Annotated in this window: 19 protein-coding genes; 12 read left to right on the plus strand and 7 right to left on the minus strand. The window is 49.8% G+C overall.

All coding sequences use genetic code 11. From position 1 onward, the window contains the following. Positions 1–76 precede the first annotated feature (76 nt). Positions 77–277 (minus strand): protein MIGRI, encoded by a 201-nt coding sequence (locus tag HMPREF2907_RS12975; protein WP_003675061.1) that lies wholly within the window; start codon positions 275–277, stop codon positions 77–79. 157 nt (positions 278–434) lie between these two features. Between HMPREF2907_RS12975 and metX the strand changes: the two genes are divergently transcribed. Next, on the plus strand, positions 435–1,574 hold the full coding sequence (gene metX / locus HMPREF2907_RS08200) for a homoserine O-succinyltransferase MetX (RefSeq protein ID WP_039405918.1): 1,140 nt from the start codon (positions 435–437) through the stop codon (positions 1,572–1,574). Beyond that, on the plus strand, positions 1,571–2,152 hold the full coding sequence (gene metW / locus HMPREF2907_RS08205) for a methionine biosynthesis protein MetW (RefSeq protein ID WP_003743445.1): 582 nt from the start codon (positions 1,571–1,573) through the stop codon (positions 2,150–2,152). Before metX ends, metW begins: the two co-directional genes overlap by 4 nt. Positions 2,153–2,704: 552 nt before the next feature. On the opposite strand, the gene HMPREF2907_RS08210 is transcribed toward metW, so the two are convergent. From HMPREF2907_RS08210 to HMPREF2907_RS08230, 5 genes are all read right to left on the minus strand, one after another. Next, the gene (locus HMPREF2907_RS08210; protein WP_070682017.1) at positions 2,705–3,919 is read right to left on the minus strand and encodes a pyridoxal phosphate-dependent aminotransferase; all 1,215 of its coding nucleotides are present in this window, start codon (positions 3,917–3,919) and stop codon (positions 2,705–2,707) included. Between the two features lie 455 nt (positions 3,920–4,374). Further along, positions 4,375–5,112: a bifunctional demethylmenaquinone methyltransferase/2-methoxy-6-polyprenyl-1,4-benzoquinol methylase UbiE gene (gene ubiE, locus HMPREF2907_RS08215; protein ID WP_045072825.1), complete on the minus strand. Its 738-nt coding sequence runs from the start codon at positions 5,110–5,112 to the stop codon at positions 4,375–4,377. Positions 5,113–5,320: 208 nt separating this feature from the next. Then, positions 5,321–5,761: a gamma-butyrobetaine hydroxylase family protein gene (locus tag HMPREF2907_RS08220; protein ID WP_070682021.1), complete on the minus strand. Its 441-nt coding sequence runs from the start codon at positions 5,759–5,761 to the stop codon at positions 5,321–5,323. Beyond that, positions 5,758–5,991, minus strand: coding sequence for a hypothetical protein (locus HMPREF2907_RS08225; protein WP_039856046.1), 234 nt, complete (start codon positions 5,989–5,991; stop codon positions 5,758–5,760). The genes HMPREF2907_RS08220 and HMPREF2907_RS08225 overlap by 4 nt, the downstream gene beginning before the upstream one ends. Before the next feature lie 128 nt (positions 5,992–6,119). Next, on the minus strand, positions 6,120–7,406 hold the full coding sequence (locus HMPREF2907_RS08230) for a CAP domain-containing protein (RefSeq protein WP_070682024.1): 1,287 nt from the start codon (positions 7,404–7,406) through the stop codon (positions 6,120–6,122). 331 nt (positions 7,407–7,737) lie between these two features. Here HMPREF2907_RS08230 and HMPREF2907_RS08235 point away from each other — a divergent pair, with 331 nt between their 5' ends. The 6 genes from HMPREF2907_RS08235 (at position 7,738) to HMPREF2907_RS08260 (ending at position 13,396) form a co-directional block, all read left to right on the plus strand. Next, positions 7,738–9,066: an anaerobic C4-dicarboxylate transporter family protein gene (locus tag HMPREF2907_RS08235; protein ID WP_070682063.1), complete on the plus strand. Its 1,329-nt coding sequence runs from the start codon at positions 7,738–7,740 to the stop codon at positions 9,064–9,066. A 134-nt stretch (positions 9,067–9,200) separates the two neighbouring features. Further along, on the plus strand, positions 9,201–9,386 hold the full coding sequence (locus tag HMPREF2907_RS08240) for a DUF3460 family protein (protein ID WP_003743254.1): 186 nt from the start codon (positions 9,201–9,203) through the stop codon (positions 9,384–9,386). Positions 9,387–9,396: 10 nt separating this feature from the next. After that, positions 9,397–10,065, plus strand: a complete 669-nt coding sequence (locus HMPREF2907_RS08245) for a class I SAM-dependent methyltransferase (RefSeq protein WP_070682027.1) — start codon at positions 9,397–9,399, stop codon at positions 10,063–10,065. Positions 10,066–10,069: 4 nt separating this feature from the next. Then, a complete protein-coding gene (locus tag HMPREF2907_RS08250) occupies positions 10,070–10,804 on the plus strand; it encodes a tetratricopeptide repeat protein (protein ID WP_070682030.1) in 735 nt (244 codons plus the stop codon). Positions 10,805–10,883: 79 nt separating this feature from the next. Next, positions 10,884–11,369 (plus strand): 5-(carboxyamino)imidazole ribonucleotide mutase, encoded by a 486-nt coding sequence (gene purE, locus HMPREF2907_RS08255; RefSeq protein ID WP_070682033.1) that lies wholly within the window; start codon positions 10,884–10,886, stop codon positions 11,367–11,369. A 119-nt stretch (positions 11,370–11,488) separates the two neighbouring features. Next, complete coding sequence (locus HMPREF2907_RS08260) at positions 11,489–13,396, plus strand: ATP-binding cassette domain-containing protein (protein WP_070682036.1); 1,908 nt, start codon at positions 11,489–11,491, stop codon at positions 13,394–13,396. A gap of 71 nt (positions 13,397–13,467) precedes the next feature. Here the strand turns inward: HMPREF2907_RS08260 and guaB are convergent, their stop codons facing one another. After that, entirely contained in the window at positions 13,468–14,931 is a 1,464-nt protein-coding gene (gene guaB / locus HMPREF2907_RS08265; protein WP_003767939.1) for an IMP dehydrogenase, read from the minus strand. Between the two features lie 156 nt (positions 14,932–15,087). Between guaB and HMPREF2907_RS13720 the strand changes: the two genes are divergently transcribed. The 4 genes from HMPREF2907_RS13720 (at position 15,088) to HMPREF2907_RS08280 (ending at position 17,975) form a co-directional block, all read left to right on the plus strand. After that, positions 15,088–15,342: an energy transducer TonB gene (locus HMPREF2907_RS13720; RefSeq protein ID WP_141743208.1), complete on the plus strand. Its 255-nt coding sequence runs from the start codon at positions 15,088–15,090 to the stop codon at positions 15,340–15,342. A gap of 249 nt (positions 15,343–15,591) precedes the next feature. Beyond that, positions 15,592–16,878 (plus strand): phosphopyruvate hydratase, encoded by a 1,287-nt coding sequence (eno, locus tag HMPREF2907_RS08270; protein ID WP_039409060.1) that lies wholly within the window; start codon positions 15,592–15,594, stop codon positions 16,876–16,878. A 16-nt stretch (positions 16,879–16,894) separates the two neighbouring features. Next, complete coding sequence (gene ftsB, locus HMPREF2907_RS08275; protein ID WP_003743241.1) at positions 16,895–17,173, plus strand: cell division protein FtsB; 279 nt, start codon at positions 16,895–16,897, stop codon at positions 17,171–17,173. A 307-nt stretch (positions 17,174–17,480) separates the two neighbouring features. Beyond that, positions 17,481–17,975, plus strand: coding sequence for a hypothetical protein (locus HMPREF2907_RS08280; RefSeq protein ID WP_003743239.1), 495 nt, complete (start codon positions 17,481–17,483; stop codon positions 17,973–17,975). Positions 17,976–18,162 lie beyond the last annotated feature (187 nt).

Genomic DNA, 18,162 nt, shown 5'->3' on the forward strand with positions numbered 1-18,162 from the left:
TTTTTTTTTTTGGGGGGGTAAAACCATAAATAAGGTATTCAGTCGACCTTTTAGTTTTCCTGCTATCAACATCCGTTCAATAAGAATCCGGAATGTGTTTGAAATACAGCATGACCAGATACCAAAACAGCGTCGCTGCGGCTGCACCGAGCAGCACCCATGCGCTGATTTTGGCGACATCGCGCAGGGCGCGTTTTTGCTTGCGGCTGAAGAGGCGGTTGATAATCAGCGCGGCAAGTGCGAAAAAGAAAAAAATACGGAAAAGTCTGCCTATCATATCGGGAAGCGGGGGAGGTCGTCTGAAAAAGTATGGTTTGGGTGCGGCGGCATGGGAACGGATGTTTCAGCGTGTCAGGCTGCTTGTCCGACCGTGTCAAAAAGTCATGCCGTTTGCTATATAATAACGCTTTTCGCCGCATTTGTTGGAACAGGATATGAGTCAAAGTGCCTCGGTGGGCATTGTAACGCCCCAAAAAATTCCGTTTGAGATGCCGCTGGTTTTGGAAAACGGTAAAACTTTGCCGCGTTTCGATCTGATGATTGAAACCTACGGCGAGCTGAATGCCGAAAAAAACAATGCGGTTTTAATCTGCCATGCGCTGTCGGGCAACCATCATGTTGCGGGCAGACATTCGGCGGAGGATAAATATGCGGGCTGGTGGGACAATATGGTCGGACCCGGCAAACCGATTGATACGGAACGTTTTTTCGTGGTCGGTTTGAACAATCTGGGCGGCTGCGACGGCAGCAGCGGGCCTTTGTCGATCAATCCTGAAACGGGCAGGGAATACGGTGCGGATTTTCCGGTGGTTACGGTGAAGGACTGGGTAAAATCCCAAGCCGCGCTTGCCGATTATCTCGGTATCGAACAATGGGCGGCGGTTGTCGGCGGCAGCTTGGGCGGCATGCAGGCTTTGCAGTGGACGATTTCCTATCCCGAGCGCGTGCGCCATGCCTTGGTGATTGCGTCTGCGCCCAAACTCTCGACGCAAAATATCGCGTTCAACGATGTGGCGCGTCAGGCGATTTTGACCGACCCCGATTTCAACGAAGGACATTACCGCAGCCACAATACCGTTCCCGCACGGGGCTTGCGGATTGCCCGCATGATGGGGCACATTACGTATCTTGCCGAAGACGGTTTGGGCAAAAAATTCGGACGCGATTTGCGTTCAAACGGCTATCAATACGGCTACGGCGTTGAATTTGAGGTGGAATCCTATCTGCGCTATCAGGGCGACAAATTCGTCGGGCGGTTCGACGCCAACACTTACCTGCTTATGACCAAGGCTTTGGACTATTTTGATCCGGCGGCAGATTTCGGCGACAGCCTGACCCGCGCCCTGCAAAATGTGAAAGCGAAATTTTTTGTTGCCAGCTTCAGTACCGACTGGCGTTTCTCGCCCGCGCGTTCCAAAGAGCTGGTCAAAGCGCTGATTGCCGCGCACAAGCCTGTGCAGTATATCGAAGTCAAATCCAACCACGGCCATGACGCCTTTTTGATGGAAGACGAGGCCTATATGCGCGCCGTAGCGGTTTATATGAACAATGTTGACAAGGATTGCCGATCATGAATTTGCGCGACGATTTGCAGTTGATTTACGACTGGATTCCCGAAGGCAGTCGCGTCTTGGACTTGGGCTGCGGCGACGGCGAATTGCTGGCGGCTTTGGTGGAACACAAAAAATGCAGCGGCTACGGCATCGAAATCGACACCGACAGCGTCATCGCCGCCATGTCGCGCGGCGTGAACGTTATTCAAGCCGATTTGGAGCAGGGTTTGGCAGAATTTGGCGATCAGACGTTTGACGTTATCGTCTTGAGCCAAACCATCCAAGCCATGCAGAATACCGAGAAAATCCTGCGTTGCCTTATGCGCGTGGCGAAACAGGCAATTGTCAGCTTCCCGAATTTCGGTTACTGGCGCAACCGCTTCCAAATCGCCATCGGCGGGCATATGCCGGTTTCCGAACGTATGCCCTACCATTGGTACGACACGCCGAACATCCATTGGTGTACGCTCAAAGACTTTGATTTGTTGTGCGCCAAAAACAAAATCCGCGTCCTCGAGCGCGCGGTCATGACGGGCAACAAACAGGTCAAACATTTCCCCAACCTGTTGGGCAGCTTGGCGTTTTACCGCGTCGGGTAAGATGGATTGAGCACCTTGCTGGCAATAACAGGTTTTTTGGTTCTATTAACAATAGGTCGTCTGAAAAATGGAGTGGCAAATTTTCAGACGACCTCTTTATGTTAATAAACCTTATTTGGAATTTGGAAATTGTGTTTGATGAAATGTGATGGATTTGGAGCGTAAAAGCAGAGGGTGGAAATCCGGACTTATTGGACATTCGTTGAGGAGTTAGTGCGATAGCAGCTTCATTTGACGCACTCGAATCTGTCTTGTTTTGCGCTTAATTCAATATCAAAAAGATCCCGAAAATACGCATTACGCCAAAACCACCTTGATGGGTTAAACCATCAAAGCCGTTTGATTTTTATCCCGATAGGCAGAGCAGCTAGCCTTCCGACTGCAATCAGTTAAAAAATTTTATTATTTTCAAACTTCTATATAGTTGATAAAGGTTGGTATTTTGCTTAATTAACAAAGATATTATTTAATAAAACCTTAACTGAAAAGAGCAGCCTGTTAAAGAAGAGTACCATATGCAACCTATTTCAGACGACCTTTTGCCTTATTCGATTATTGCCGGTAAGTCTGCAAAAAACGTTCGAGTTTGCCCATGGATTCTTCGATTTGGTGGGTGTACGGCAGGGTAACGATGCGGAAATGGTCGGGGCGTACCCAGTTGAACCCCGTTCCTTGGACAAACAAGACCTTTTCGCGCACGAGCAGGTCGTAGATGAATTTCATGTCGTCATGGATACCGTACATTTCGGTGTCGATTTTCGGGAACATATAAAGTGCCCCCATCGGCTTGACGCAGGATATGCCGGGAATTTGGTTGACAAGTTCCCATGCTTTATTGCGCTGCTCCAGCAGACGGCCGCCGGGCAGGATAAATTCGTTGATGCTTTGATAGCCGCCCAAAGCGGTTTGGATGGCGTGTTGCATGGGTGTGTTAGCGCACAGGCGCATGGACGAGAGCATATCGAGACCTTCGATATAGCCTTTGGCATGTTCTTTCGGGCCGTTGAGCACCATCCAGCCTTGACGGAATCCGGCAACGCGGTAGGCTTTGGAGAGTCCGTTGAAGGTAATGGTCAGCAGGTCGGGGGCGAGTGCGGCAATGTGGTGGTGTACCGCGCCGTCGTAGAGGATTTTGTCGTAGATTTCGTCGGCAAAGATGATTAGACCGTGTTTGCGCGCCAACTCGGCGATTTCAAGCAGGATTTCTTTGCTGTACACCGCTCCGGTGGGATTGTTGGGGTTGATGATGACGATAGCTTTGGTTTTCGGTGTGATTTTGGCTTCCATATCGGCAAGGTTGGGAAACCAGTCGTTTTCTTCGTCACACAAATAATGGCGCACCGTACCGCCCGCCAAAGTGGCGGCTGCCGTCCACAGCGGATAGTCGGGCGCGGGAATCAGGATTTCGTCGCCGTCGTTCAAAAGCGCCTGCATGGACATGGTAATCAGCTCGGACACGCCGTTGCCGATATAAACGTCGTTGACCGAAATGTCGCGCAGACCTTTGGTTTGATAGTAATGAACGATGGCCTTACGGGCGGAATACAGCCCTTTGGAATCGCAATAGCCCTGCGCGGTCGGCAGGTTGCGGATCACGTCCACCAAAATTTCATCGGGCGCTTCAAAGCCGAACGGCGCAGGGTTGCCGATATTGAGCTTGAGGATTTTATGACCTTCTTCTTCGAGTTGCAGGGCCTTTTTGTGTACCGGGCCGCGGATGTCGTAGCAAACATGGTCCAGCTTGGACGACTTGGGAAATTTCTCCATGATGTGTGTTCCGTAAAATTGTTAACAATGGGGGTAAATGTACTCCGTTTGCAGACGGAAAGAAAGTATTTTATGCGACCGAAAAAAGGTCGCCTGAAACCGCGTTCAAAATTTCAAGCGTCGGACAATTAGGATTTGAAGTGCAACTCTCCATAACGTAAAAAGGCCGTTACGCGGCAGCATACGACCTTTCTTGCAAGGAAGATCGCCATGGGCCGGCTACACACAACTGACCCAAGACGAACTATACCTGTAAAATACAATATCTGCCCCACTACTGCATCATCACTGAAATCGTTAAACAGCTTAACCGCCACAAAAAAACACCGTAAGAATCTGTTCCAACTACTTGTATTTACAACACAGGGGGCTGAATGTTGCACTTGAAATCCGAATCCAAGGCTAACTTGACTATCAGATAGCTTTTTTTGATGGATATCTTAGAATTTTATTCCCTAGAATTTCACGCCTTTATGCAATGCCACAATCCCTGCGCTCATATTATGATAATCCACACTGTCGAACCCCGCGTCCAGCATCATCTGTTTCAAAGTTTCTTGATCGGGATGCATACGGATGGATTCGGCGAGATATTGATAGCTGTCGGCATCTTTCGCAATCAGTTTGCCCATGACCGGTAGCAGCTTGAAGGAATACAGGTCGTACACCCCTTCCAGTGGTTTGTAGACTTTGGAAAACTCCAATACCAGCAGCGTGCCGCCCGGTTTCAACACGCGGTACATCTCTTTCAGCGCGGCATCTTTGTGCGTCATATTGCGCAGGCCGAAAGCGACAGAAACCAGATTGAAATAGTTATCGGGGAATGGCAGCTTTTCCGCATCAGCCAGCGACACGGGCAGAATCAGGCCTTCGTTGAGCAGTCGGTCGCGTCCGACGGTCAGCATCGAAGAATTGATATCGGTCAGCCAAACTTCGCCCTCTTTACCCACGCGTTTGGCCCAGCCGCGAGACAAATCGCCCGTACCGCCGGCAATATCCAATACTTTGTCTCCTTTTTTCAAGCGTGCGGTATTAATGGTGAAATGCTTCCAAACACGGTGCAGGCCGCCGGACATCACATCGTTCATAATGTCATAGTTTTTCGCTACCGAATGGAATACTTCGGCTACTTTGCCTGCTTTTTCGTTCTCATCTACGGTACTGAAACCAAAATGGGTTTTGTGGTTGCTCATGTTGCCTGCCTTTTGAAATTTAAAATTAAAATAATATGAATTCAGATATTGAATACGTCGAAGAAATCGCCAATCGCTTTCGACGCGGGAAATATATTTTTCGCCTATCCCACCTTAAAACGAGCGGCTGTTGAGTAACAGGTAACGTTGTGTGTAGCCCGCTCCGGTACCTAAAAATTTCAGTTCCATCTTTTCAGACGACCTTTTGTCAATGTCTTCCTCCGCAACCTCCGCTGCCGCAGGCATGGCCGGATTTCGGTTCGGCATTCAAATCGTCAGGAGAAGGGACACGGGACGCACCAGCCAGCTCCATACGGCGCAGGTAGTCCGTCCACAGCGCGTCGTGATCGTGTGCCAGTTTGTGCAGATAGGCCCAGTCGTACAGGCCGCTGTTGTGGCCGTCTGAAAAAGTGATTTTCAAAGCGTAATTGCCGACCGGCTCCAAATCAGCAACGGTAACGCTTGCCTTTCCGGTTTGTAAAACCTCCTGCCCTACGCCGTGTCCGCGCACTTCCGCACTGGGCGAATAAACACGCAAAAACTCTGCGGAAAGTGGTTTTTCATCGGCATCGTAACGCAGCGTCAGCAATGCTCGGTCTTTCGACAGACGGATTTCCGTCGGAATAAGGTTGTTTTCGTTCACAGTCATACTCCGGATTTTTTACGCAGCCACGCAACTCTGATGGAAAAAACGCCCCCGGCCGCAGCAAACAGCAAAATTGAATAAAGGGACAGGCGTATCAGATTTATCCTCATCTGTCCGTTTAAGCCCAAAGGCAACATCATCAGTCCTGCAAATATTAAAAACGCCGAAACCATCAAAGCGATAGAAATGAAGGCATAGCGGGTATTGGCATTGATTTTGTGATGACGGCTCATGGCTGCGCAAGGGTTGCTGAACTTGAAGTCGGATCATTCTATCAGTTTTGCAGGCTAATTTCGATAAAAGGTCGTCTGAAACGGAAACGCCTGTTTCAGACGACCTTTTGGCTTTTGCTTTATCTGGCTTACTCGATAAGCAGGACAACTGCTTTTTCTGTTTCTTCATTCGGCATTAGGCGCACGGCTGTGCCGGTTTTTCCTTTGAGGCGCACGAGGAAGCCTCCGGGTTTGCGTTCCAAAACCTCAAGCTTTGCATCACCCCGCGGACGAAATGTGATTTTCTCGCATTCGCGAAGACACCAGTGGTTTTTCCAATGGATGAAATAAATGTTATCCGGTTTGACGGCAAGCGTTTCTCCGCCATTGACGACAAAATAGGGATAATCGGGCTTTTTGGTTTTGAATGTCCATTCTGCTTTCTGTTTCTTACCGTTTTGACTGTATTCGAATACGGCGCGGTAGGCAGTGTCGTATTCGAGCGGCGATAGTGGGAAAAGCGCGAATTGTTTGTCGGTCAACTGTCCGTTTGGATCTGTGTATTTATCCAAAATTTTGGTTTTGTCGATTTCGTTTTTGCCTTGATAAAGTTTGAACGACAGCATCTTGGCTTCGCCCCCGTCGTCTGAAAATGCAATGCTGACGGGATTTCCGGTAAATTCATAACCGGGCATGGGATCGGGATGTTCGCCGTAAAAATCCGGCGCGGCAAAATTTCCCTTCGGATAAGCGATATACGCTGATTTTGTTTGATTTTTAATTTCGTCGGCGTAAACGATAGAGCCGTTAAAACAAGAATTTTTATAGAAACGGCGGCCTGCTTCCGGATAGGATCGCCCTAACGAACACCAATGATTGAATTCCCGGTTGCCTTGATTGAAAACGACGGCGGTTTTTCCGTTGCCATGCTCAACAGCTACGCCCGCCTCGTCAATATTTTGATCAAGCAAAGAAAAACGGTGGTAAATGGCTGTCATCAGGGCATCGGTTTGCTCGTGCAGGACAAGCGTGCTTTTAAATCCATCCTGATGGCGGTACTCGCCCGTGCTGATGTTTTCATGAACCCCATCGAAATAATAGCCGGCCTTGCGGGCGCGGTCGGAGGGCTTGTATCCCGTATAAAACTGATTGTTTCGATGTTTTTCGTCATGGCCGTCTTCAGGATTGATCAGCAGATATTTGGCGTGCCTGCGGGCTGAGCGTTCCAATACCGGGGAATTCGACAGGGGATTCAAACCGGCAGCAGCACGCAAAAAATTAAGGTAACCCAAGCCGCTTAAAGATTCTACGGACGAACGGTCTTGACCGGCTTGCAGGTGGATAACGTCGTCTGAAAAGAAATAGCGATTTTGCTGGTAATAAAACAGACCAAGCGCGCCCGCTAATATTACCAGCCAGATGGAGATGGATTTCATATTGTCATTTTATAGGATAAAGTGAGTTTAACGTAATGATGGAAGAACTTGGCGAATCATACAGCATAATATCCGTAAACGTCGTCTGAAAAGTACCAGCCAAGTAAAATAAATGTATTTTTATTACAGTAAAATATTGTTAAGCTTATCTGCCTGATTTATAATTCCCGTCATATTAAAAGATGAAGTTTTTGTATTTTATGGGCAAATGACTTCATCCTCTTTTTTGTCTGTTGAAAATATTGAATATTTGCTCCATCGGTATTGGTTTGACCAGCCTGAAGCTGATATTTGCTTTACATCCTCAAATTACGGAGTTTTCATGTCCACAATGTTTTTTATCCAGTTCGCCATCGTACTGGTATGCATCTTAATCGGCGCGCAGGTCGGCGGTATCGGCTTGGGCGTGCTCGGCGGTATCGGGCTGGCGGTTTTGGCCTTCGGTTTCCATCTTGAGCCGACCAGTCCGCCGATTGACGTGATGCTGATGATTATGGCGGTTGTTTCCGCCGCCGCATCGATGCAGGCAAGCGGCGGGTTGGACTACATGATTAAAATCGCCACCCGTGTTTTACACCGCAATCCGAAATACATCACTTTCATCGCGCCTATGGTGACTTATCTGTTTACCGTATTGGCAGGCACGGGGCACGTCGCTTATTCGGTATTGCCCGTCATTGCCGAAGTCAGCCGCCGCAACGGCATCCGTCCTTCCCGTCCGCTGACGATGGCGGTCATCGCGTCGCAATTCGCCATTGTTGCCAGCCCGATTGCGGCCGCGGTCGTCGCCTGTGTGACCTACCTTGAGCCGCAACACATCACGATGGCTGATGTGCTGAAAGTGACTGTTCCTTCAACTATTTTAGGTATCGGCCTTGCCTGCATATTCGTCAACAAGCTCGGCAAAGAGTTGAAAGATGACCCGCATTATCAGGCGTTGCTGAAAGACCCGGAATATGTAGAAGCCAACGAAAAAGATTCGACTGAAGTCTCCAATGCGCCTGTCAGCAAAGAGGCGAAACTTTCGGTCGGGATTTTCCTTGCCGCCGCATTGCTGGTGGTGGTCATGGGCGCCGTACCGGAGTTGCGCCCGACCTTCCAAACGGAAGAAGGCCCGAAACTGATGGGCATGGCGCACACCATCGAAATCGTCATGCTTTCCGCTGCCGCGCTGATTATCCTGCTTTGCAAACCGAATGGTAACGCGATTACCAAAGGCTCGGTGTTCCACGCGGGGATGCGCGCCGTTATCGCCGTATTCGGCGTGGCGTGGCTGGGCGATACATTGATGCACGGTCATCTGGCCGAAGTCAAAGAAACCGTATCGCATTTGGTTGAAACCGCGCCGTGGACTTTTGCGTTTGCCCTGTTCGTTTTGTCCGTCTTGGTCAACAGCCAAGGGGCGACCGTTGCAACGCTGTTCCCCATCGGTATTTCGCTGGGTATTCCCGCTCCGATTATCATCGGCACGTTTGTCGCGGTGAACGGCTACTTCTTCATTCCGAACTACGGTCCGATTATCGCGGCAATTGATTTTGACAGCACAGGCTCAACCAAAATCGGCAAATTCATTTTCAACCACAGCTTTATGATCCCCGGCCTCTTGAGCATGGCGTTCAGCTTGGTATTCGGTTTGCTGCTGGCGAATTACTTCTTTTAAGGCCGTCTGAAAAAAAAGGTCGTCTGAAAACCAAAATGCGTTTTCAGACGACCTTTGCATTAGGATTATCCGCTATAATATCACCGCATAACAAAACCCGTCTTTTACGACCCTATCCCCACGGAGCGTACAAAATGTACCACTACAAATCCGAAGCCACCCAGTTTCTCGACAAACTTATCGAAGACAATCCGCAACTGGAAACACAACGCCTAGAAAACCGCCACCTGCTTTGGGATGTCGAATTAAATCCGCAAGAGCAGGCAGAGTTTGAGGCTGCCAAAGTCGCCAAAAAACCTTACACATACTATCAAGACTGATCGTGCCGAAATGACTGTCCGCACATCCAACACCCCTGCCGGACTACAGGACTACCTCAATACCATCGGACAAGCGGAGTATCCCGTCCTTGCCGCATTGCGCGAGCGCATGCTTTCCCACCGATTGGGCAATATGGCCATTGCCCGCGAACAAGCCGCCCTGCTTTCTTGGTTGACGCAGCTTATCCGTGTCGAAAAATATTTGGAAATCGGCGTGTTTACAGGATACAGCAGCACCGCCGTCGCGCTTGCATTGCCCGAGCATGGCAAAGTTACCGCCTGCGACATCAACGTAACATTTACCGACATAGCGCGCGAAACTTGGCGGGCGGCAGGGGTGGAACACAAAATTTCGCTGTACCTGCAACCTGCCCTTTTGACTTTGGACGACCTGATAGCGCAAGGCGAAGCGGAAAGTTACGACCTGGCCCTGATAGATGCGGATAAGCCCCCTACCCCGCAATATTTTGAACGTTGCCTGAAGCTTGTGCGTAAGGGCGGCATTATCGCCATCGACAATGTTTTGCTGAATGGCCGGGTCTTGCATGAGGGCGACGAACACTCCCCGCCCAGCTTGAAAATACTGCAAACATTCAACCGCAGCCTACCCGAAGATGAACGTATCGTTCCCATTACCCTACCCGTCGGCGACGGATTGACCCTTCTATTGAAAAAATAAACCGATGAAAACAAACCTGCTTATCCGACTGCTTCCCATTGCCGTTACCGCCGCCTGTACTTCCGTTTCATCCCCGTCTTCAGACGACACTTTTTCGCTGCCGGATATTCCCGATAGCCCGCAGAAAGTATCCATCCCCTATCCCAAGCTCGACGAACAGACACAAATCGACCATTTGGGCGTACAGGTTGCACGCATTGAGCGGGAAATGGAGGCGGTAAACCTTCGTTTGCAGCAAATCGAGCAGCAAAATAAAATCCACTCCCGTCCTGCTAAGAAAACCGTGTCGCAACGCTTGGACGACCAGAAGCTCAAAAAACATTATCTGGAGAACGGCGGTACCGCGCCGACCGAAACAGATTCCCTTACCCTAAACGAAACCCGTCTTTACGAGCGTGCATCCAAATACTACCGCAGCGGGAATTATCGGGCGGCGGCAGCCATTCTGAAGGAAGCCGACGGCGGTAGCGGCAGCGATATTGCGCGCCGCAATATGTATCTATTGCTGCAAAGCCAGCAGCGCATGGGCCACTGCGAATCCGTCATCGAAATCGGCGGACGCTACGCCAACCGCTTCCGCAGCAGCCCGCAAGCCCCCGACGCGCTCTTCAGCATCGGACAATGCCAATACAAACTGCAACAGAAAGACATAGCCCGCAACACATGGCGCAAGCTGATACAGAGCTATCCCGATAGCGAAGCTGCCAAACGCGCCGCTATCAGTATCAAGCAACGATAACTTTTCAGACGATCTCCCCGCTATTCGAAGGTCGTCTGAAATCATTCATTGAATAATGTTTTATACAATAGGAGCAAATATGGCCAAAATCGGCATCATCATGGGCAGCAACAGCGACTGGCCCGTCATGCAGCAGGCAGCGCAGTTTCTCAAAGACTTCGGCGTCGAATACGAAGCCCGCGTCGTGTCCGCACACCGCACCCCCGATTTAATGTTCGAATACGCCGAAACCGCCCGCGAACGCGGCATCAAAGCCATCATCGCGGGCGCAGGCGGCGCGGCACACCTGCCCGGCATGGTTGCCGCCAAAACCACCGTCCCCGTATTGGGCGTTCCCGTACCCAGCAAATACCTGCGAGGCGAAGACTCCCTGCTCTCCATCGTGCAAATGCCCAAAGGCGTTCCCGTTGCCACTTTTGCCATCGGCGAGGCAGGTGCCGCCAACGCAGCCCTGTTCGCCATCTCACTGCTTGCTAACGAAAACCCCGAGCTGGCGCAAAAGCTTGCCGAATTCCGCGCCAAGCAGGAGCAAACCGTTTTAGATATGGAGCTGCCTGAAGCCTGATATAAAAAAGGTCGTCTGAAAACAGATTTCCGTTTTTCAGACGACCTTTTTGCCTGATTTCAAAGAAACCTTCAAAATCGTTTAAAATCCATACCCTTTCATCTTTCTCAATCTGCCTTATGAACATCTTATCCGTAGAAAACGCTTCCTTTGCCGTCGGCCATGTCGCCCTGCTCGACAAAACTTCCTTCCAACTCGACAGCGGCGAAAAAATCGGCTTAATCGGCCGCAACGGCGCGGGTAAGTCTTCGTTCCTGAAAATCCTCGCCGGCGTGCAAAAGCTCGACGACGGGCAGATCATCGTTCAAAACAACCTCAAAATCGTTTATGTGCCGCAGGAATCGTTTTTTGATAAGGAAGCCAACGTATTCGACACCGTTGCCGAAGGTTTAGGCGAAATTCGCGATTTGCTGCGCCGTTACCACCGCGTCAGCCATGAGTTGGAAAATGGTTCAAGTGAAACCTTATTGAAAGAACTCAACGAATTACAGCTTGAAATCGAAGCGAAGGACGGTTGGAAGCTGGATGCGGCGGTGAAGCAGACTTTGGGCGAACTCGGTTTGCCGGAAAATGAAAAAATCGGCAACCTCTCCGGTGGGCAGAAAAAGCGCGTCGCCCTGGCGCAGGCTTGGGTGCAGAAGCCCGACGTATTGCTGCTGGATGAGCCGACCAACCATTTGGACATCGACGCGATTATCTGGCTGGAAAATCTGCTCAAAGCGTTTGAAGGCAGCTTGGTCGTGATTACCCACGACCGCCGTTTTTTGGACAACATTGCTACGCGCATCGTCGAACTCGACCGCGGCATTCTGCGCTCCTATCCCGGCTCGTTCTCCAAATACAGCGAGAAAAAAGCGCAAGAGTTGGCAGTCGAGGCGGAACATAACCGCCTCTTTGACAAATTCCACGCGCAGGAAGAAGCGTGGATACGCAAAGGCATCGAAGCGCGCCGTACCCGCAACGAAGGCCGCGTGCGCCGTTTGGAAGAACTGCGCCGCCAGCGTGCCGAACGCCGCAACGTACAAGGACAGGTCAACTTCAAGCTCGACAGCGGCGAGAAGAGCGGCAAAATCATCGCCGAACTGGAACACGCTTCGTTTGCCTATGGCGACAAAGTCATCATGGACAAATTCTCCGCCATCTTGCAGCGCGGCGATAAAATCGGCTTAATCGGCCCAAACGGCATCGGCAAAACCACCTTCCTTAAGCTGATTTTAGGAGAATTGCAGCCGACCTACGGCAGAATCCGCATCGGCAGCAAGCAGGAAGTCGCCTATTTTGACCAGTTCCGCAGCGCGTTGAACGAAAACGACACTGTGTTTTACACGCTCGGCCAAGGCAACGATTACGTCGAAGTCGGCTGCAAGAAAAAACACGTCATGAGCTATCTGGAAGATTTCCTGTTCCACCCTGCCCGCGCGCAAAGCCCCGTCTCATCGCTCTCCGGCGGCGAACGCAACCGCCTTCTGCTGGCAAAACTCTTTACCCGCCCCGCGAATATCCTGGTCTTGGACGAACCGACCAACGACTTGGATATCGACACCCAAGAACTGCTCGAAGACTTGCTGCGCGATTACCAAGGCACGGTATTCCTCGTCTCGCACGACCGTATGTTCCTTGATAACGTGATTACCCAAAGCATTGTTTTCGAAGGACAAAGTCGTCTGAAAGAATACATCGGCGGCTATCAGGACTACATCGATGCAAAATCACGCGAAGAGAAAATTCAGACGACCTCCGCGCCGAAAACAACCGCAGAACCGGGAAAAGCCAAACCCAAAGCCAACCGCACGATCAAACTTTCCTACAAAGAACAGCGCGAACTCGACACCCTGCCCGACGAAATCGCCGCCTTGGAAACCGAACAGGCGGCAATCAACGTGCAGCTTTCCGATCCTGAAATCTTCAAAGATTATGAGAAAGCCGGCACATTGCAAAACCGTGCCGAAGAAATCGAAACACTGCTCTTGGAAAAATTGGAACGCTGGGAGCTTTTAGAGGCGAAGCAGAACGGTGAAGCAATCTGATTTTTAGGGCATTATTCAAACAATAGAAAAAGGTCGTCTGAAACTTTCAGACGACCTTTTTACACTTTACCTTAGCGGTGATAGTTCGGCGCTTCTTTGGTAATTTGAACATCGTGAACGTGGGATTCGCTCATACCGGCGGAGGTGATTTCTACAAATTCAGCTTTTTCGTGCATTTCTTCGATATTGGCGCAGCCCAAATAGCCCATGCTGGAACGCAGGCCGCCGGTCAGTTGGTGGATGATGTTCACAATCGGACCTTTGTAGGGAACGCGGCCTTCAATGCCTTCGGGGACGTATTTGTCGGTGCTGTCGGTTTTATCTTGGAAGTAGCGGTCGGCAGAACCTTGGCTCATTGCACCCAGAGAACCCATACCGCGGTAGGATTTGTACGAACGACCTTGGTAGAGTTCGATTTCGCCCGGTGCTTCTTCCGTACCGGCAAACATTCCGCCGAGCATGACGCTGTATGCGCCTGCTGCCAGAGCTTTGGCGATGTCGCCGGAGAAGCGGATGCCGCCGTCGGCAATCAGCGGAACGCCGGTGCCTTTGAGGGCTTCGGCAACGTTGTGAATGGCGGTCAGTTGCGGCACGCCTACGCCCGCAACGATACGGGTGGTACAAATCGAACCCGGTCCGATACCGACTTTGACGGCGTCTGCTCCTGCTGCGACCAAATCCAAAGCGGCTTTGGCGGTTGCGATATTGCCGCCGATGACTTGTATGTGCGGATAGGTTTCTTTCACCCATTTCACGCGCTCGATAACGCCTTGGCTATGGCCGTGTGCAGTATCGACGACGATGACGTCGACTCCTGCTCCGACCAAGGCTTTTACGCGCTCTTCGGTGTCGCCGCCGGTGCCGACAGCCGCGCCTACGCGCAAACGGCCTTCGGAGTCTTTGTTGGCATTCGGAAACTCGGTGGTTTTCAAAATATCTTTTACGGTAATCAAGCCTTTAAGTTCGTCTTTTTCGTTCAAGACCAAAACGCGCTCGACTTTATGTTCGTGCATCAGTTCGCGCGCTTCGTCGATGCTTGTGCCTTCGGGGACGGTAACCAAGCGTTCGCGCGGGGTCATGATGGCGGAAACGGGCAGGTCGAGGCGGTTTTCAAAACGCAGGTCGCGGTTGGTAACGATACCTACTACTTTGCCGTTTTCGACGACGGGCAGGCCGGACATTTTGCGTTTGCGTTGCGCGCGCATTTCCAATACTTCGCGGATGAGCGTCGTCGGGGCAACCGTTACCGGGTCTTTCACTACGCCGCTCTCGTGGCGTTTCACTTTGGAAACGGCACGCGCCTGCATTTCAGGCGTCATGTTTTTATGGATAATGCCGATACCGCCTTCTTGCGCCATGGAAATGGCGAGGCGTGCTTCGGTAACGGTGTCCATTGCGGCGGAAAGTAAGGGGAGGTTGAGCGTGATTTCGCGGGTGAGCTTAGTTTGAAGTTTAACGTCTCGTGGCAGCACGGTTGAATGTGCAGGAACCAACAAAACATCGTCGAAAGTATAGGCTTTTTCTACGATACGCATGATGCTCAGTCTTTCAGTTTGTGCAAGATGCACGGCATTATAGCATTTAAATGCCAACCTTGACAAAATTTTGCAGGGCCTTTGTTATTTTTTTACACGATAATAAATGCGCGGAAATTTTGATACCGATTTTGCTTTTTCAACAAAGTTGCCCATATACCTGTTCCCAAATATCCTGTTTATTTCCTAGAAAATGGAGAGAAAGGACAAGCCATTCTCGGCGTAAGGGCTTTAAATAGTCACTCAAACATGGTTCGCATTATTGAAAGCAGCGGCTATCACAGATTAGACAATGCTGCTCTCCAAGCCCTTAAAAAATCCTCATTTATCTCAAAATTCGAAAAGATATTGAATATTATCGGTTGGTTAAATGCTCATTCGAATCGTTTTTCAGACGACCTTCCTGCCTAAAACAAAGCATTCTCAGCAAGCTCCCCTGCCCTGAAACCACAAAAACTGTTAAAATGCGAGGCTGCTTGAGCAGATATTATTTTTTGTGCAAAACCGATGTTGACGTGAAACAAACTTAAAGTCGGTTTCATCGTAATTCCAATACCACCATCGGTATAATCGCCGTGGATGTGCTTTCAGCGACACTTACAGGTCGTCTGAAATGTAACAAAGCTACTTTTCTTTTTCATCCTCATTTGGAGAATATTTATGAGCGCAATCGTTGATATTTTTGCCCGCGAGATTTTGGATTCACGCGGCAACCCCACCGTAGAATGCGATGTATTGCTGGAGTCAGGCGTAATGGGCCGTGCCGCCGTACCGAGCGGTGCGTCTACCGGTCAAAAAGAGGCTTTGGAACTTCGCGACGGCGACAAATCCCGCTACTCGGGCAAAGGCGTATTGAAAGCAGTTGAACACGTCAACAACCAAATTGCCCAAGCCCTGATCGGTATCGATGCCAACGAACAGTCCTACATCGACAAAATCATGATCGAGCTGGACGGCACTGAAAACAAAGGCAATTTAGGTGCGAATGCTACTTTGGCAGTTTCTATGGCTGTTGCCCGCGCGGCTGCCGAAGATTCAGGTCTGCCGCTTTACCGTTACTTGGGCGGTGCCGGTCCTATGGCTCTGCCCGTGCCGATGATGAACGTCATCAACGGCGGCGAACACGCCAATAACAGCCTGAACATTCAAGAATTTATGATTATGCCTGTCGGCGCAAAATCCTTCCGCGAAGCCCTGCGCTGCGGTGCCGAAATTTTCCACGCGCTGAAAAAACTGTGCGACGGTAAAGGCTTCCCGACTACTGTCGGCGATGAAGGCGGTTTCGCACCTAACCTGAACAGCCATAAAGAAGCCCTGCAACTGATGGTTGAAGCAACCGAAGCTGCTGGTTACAAAGCAGGTGATGATGTCTTGTTTGCTTTGGACTGCGCATCCAGCGAATTCTACAAAGACGGTAAATACCACTTGGAAGCCGAAGGTCGTTCTTACACCAGCGCTGAATTTGCCGAATACCTTGAAGGCTTGGTTAACGAATTCCCGATTATCTCCATCGAAGACGGTATGGATGAAAACGACTGGGACGGCTGGAAACTTCTCACCGAAAAACTCGGCAACAAAGTACAACTGGTTGGCGACGACTTGTTCGTAACCAATCCGAAAATCCTTGCCGAAGGCATCGAAAAAGGCGTGGCAAACGCATTGCTGGTCAAAGTCAACCAAATCGGTACTTTGAGCGAAACCTTGCAAGCAGTTGACTTGGCAAAACGCAGCCGTTACGCCAGCGTAATGAGCCACCGTTCGGGCGAAACTGAAGACAGCACCATTGCCGACTTGGCAGTCGCTACCAACTGTATGCAGATCAAAACCGGTTCATTGAGCCGATCCGACCGCATGGCGAAATACAACCAACTGCTGCGCATCGAGGAAGAATTGGCAGAAGCTGCCTACTACCCCGGCAAAGCCGCATTCTATCAACTGGGCAAATAAGAAAAGGTATTGATGTATGAAGTGGGTAACTGTTGTTTTATCCATCGCGCTTGCTTACTGCCAATACAGCCTTTGGTTTGGAAAAGGCAGTATCGGGCATACGGAAGAATTGCAGGAACAACTTTCCGTGCAGGAGGAGAAAAACCAGACGCTCACTTTGCGCAACCAGTTCCTTGCTGCGGAAGTCGATGATTTGGCGAACGGTCAAGAAGCAATTTCTGAAATTGCCCGTGTGGAATTGGGTTACGTCCAAGACGGCGAAACCTATTACCGTTTTATCGAACGCAGCCGTTAATTGCCCTGATGGGAATAAAAGGTCGTCTGAAAAATTTCAGACGACCTTCTTTTATCTGTAGCTTGGACTTTCCCCGCGAAAACAACTTGGTTTTATAAAAATATTCAGAGTTTGCTGCTACTTCAAACTTTCATATTCCTACCTATGCGGAAATGACGGTATTAATGAGAGTATCTTAATTTTAAATTGTACAAAAAATGAAATGTCCTCAAATAGTGAAATCAACTAAAAATAGAAATAAGAATTGATTGCATTTGACTTTTGAACTAATATAACGCCATTCTTCCTACCTCGTCTGAAGCTTGCCATGCGTTACCACTTTCCGATTTCTGTCGATATGTTTGACTTTCTGACCACAGGCCGATTTGATTATCTGGAAATCGGACAAACTGCAGAAATGATTTTACAAATGTTCCCCGCTCCCGAATGCGTTCCTAAAGGGCTTTTAGTGAAAAAGGGATGGAATATCTGGCTTTATGGCAATATTGAACTGCATTTTTCAGACGACCGCCTTACTCAAATCCGTGCTGATTTCCAACCCGGAGAGCCATTAAACGGAGGACGCTGGTTAAGTCTTAATCCCTGGTTCTTCAATCATGCAGACAAACTTGATTTGTATTCGACTATTGCAAAACTGGTACAGCACCGCATCGACTTTATCAAAATAGATACACCTTCCGCACTGATTTTGCGCTTGCAAAGCGGTGTGGAACTGATGTTTGAGAAATTCAGCGGACAGCGGTTATTTGCATTTTGCAAACAGAAAACCACGCTTCCTCAATGGGCGCATGAGCCGGTATAAATTTATGGCGTATTGAACCCATCTGTCTCAAACCCTCCTCCGTTTCATCGTGGCAAAAAGGTCGTCTGAAATCGATTTTCAGACGACCTTTTTGTTAGGCAACGCGGTATCAAAGTTTCTTCATATAGCGGATTAACTTTAAACCAGTACGGCATTGCCTCGCCTTGTCCTGATTTAAATTTAATCC

This window comes from Neisseria sp. HMSC055H02 (assembly GCF_001813335.1).
Taxonomy (GTDB): domain Bacteria; phylum Pseudomonadota; class Gammaproteobacteria; order Burkholderiales; family Neisseriaceae; genus Neisseria; species Neisseria sicca_C.

Coding starts and splice junctions, on each gene's coding strand:
- HMPREF2907_RS12975 (WP_003675061.1), bottom strand. CDS start 277: ATGATAGGCAGACTTTTCCGTATTTTTTTCTTTTTCGCACTTGCCGCG.
- metX (WP_039405918.1), top strand. CDS start 435: ATGAGTCAAAGTGCCTCGGTGGGCATTGTAACGCCCCAAAAAATTCCG.
- metW (WP_003743445.1), top strand. CDS start 1,571: ATGAATTTGCGCGACGATTTGCAGTTGATTTACGACTGGATTCCCGAA.
- HMPREF2907_RS08210 (WP_070682017.1), bottom strand. CDS start 3,919: ATGGAGAAATTTCCCAAGTCGTCCAAGCTGGACCATGTTTGCTACGAC.
- ubiE (WP_045072825.1), bottom strand. CDS start 5,112: ATGAGCAACCACAAAACCCATTTTGGTTTCAGTACCGTAGATGAGAAC.
- HMPREF2907_RS08220 (WP_070682021.1), bottom strand. CDS start 5,761: ATGACTGTGAACGAAAACAACCTTATTCCGACGGAAATCCGTCTGTCG.
- HMPREF2907_RS08225 (WP_039856046.1), bottom strand. CDS start 5,991: ATGAGCCGTCATCACAAAATCAATGCCAATACCCGCTATGCCTTCATT.
- HMPREF2907_RS08230 (WP_070682024.1), bottom strand. CDS start 7,406: ATGAAATCCATCTCCATCTGGCTGGTAATATTAGCGGGCGCGCTTGGT.
- HMPREF2907_RS08235 (WP_070682063.1), top strand. CDS start 7,738: ATGTTTTTTATCCAGTTCGCCATCGTACTGGTATGCATCTTAATCGGC.
- HMPREF2907_RS08240 (WP_003743254.1), top strand. CDS start 9,201: ATGTACCACTACAAATCCGAAGCCACCCAGTTTCTCGACAAACTTATC.
- HMPREF2907_RS08245 (WP_070682027.1), top strand. CDS start 9,397: ATGACTGTCCGCACATCCAACACCCCTGCCGGACTACAGGACTACCTC.
- HMPREF2907_RS08250 (WP_070682030.1), top strand. CDS start 10,070: ATGAAAACAAACCTGCTTATCCGACTGCTTCCCATTGCCGTTACCGCC.
- purE (WP_070682033.1), top strand. CDS start 10,884: ATGGCCAAAATCGGCATCATCATGGGCAGCAACAGCGACTGGCCCGTC.
- HMPREF2907_RS08260 (WP_070682036.1), top strand. CDS start 11,489: ATGAACATCTTATCCGTAGAAAACGCTTCCTTTGCCGTCGGCCATGTC.
- guaB (WP_003767939.1), bottom strand. CDS start 14,931: ATGCGTATCGTAGAAAAAGCCTATACTTTCGACGATGTTTTGTTGGTT.
- eno (WP_039409060.1), top strand. CDS start 15,592: ATGAGCGCAATCGTTGATATTTTTGCCCGCGAGATTTTGGATTCACGC.
- ftsB (WP_003743241.1), top strand. CDS start 16,895: ATGAAGTGGGTAACTGTTGTTTTATCCATCGCGCTTGCTTACTGCCAA.
- HMPREF2907_RS08280 (WP_003743239.1), top strand. CDS start 17,481: ATGCGTTACCACTTTCCGATTTCTGTCGATATGTTTGACTTTCTGACC.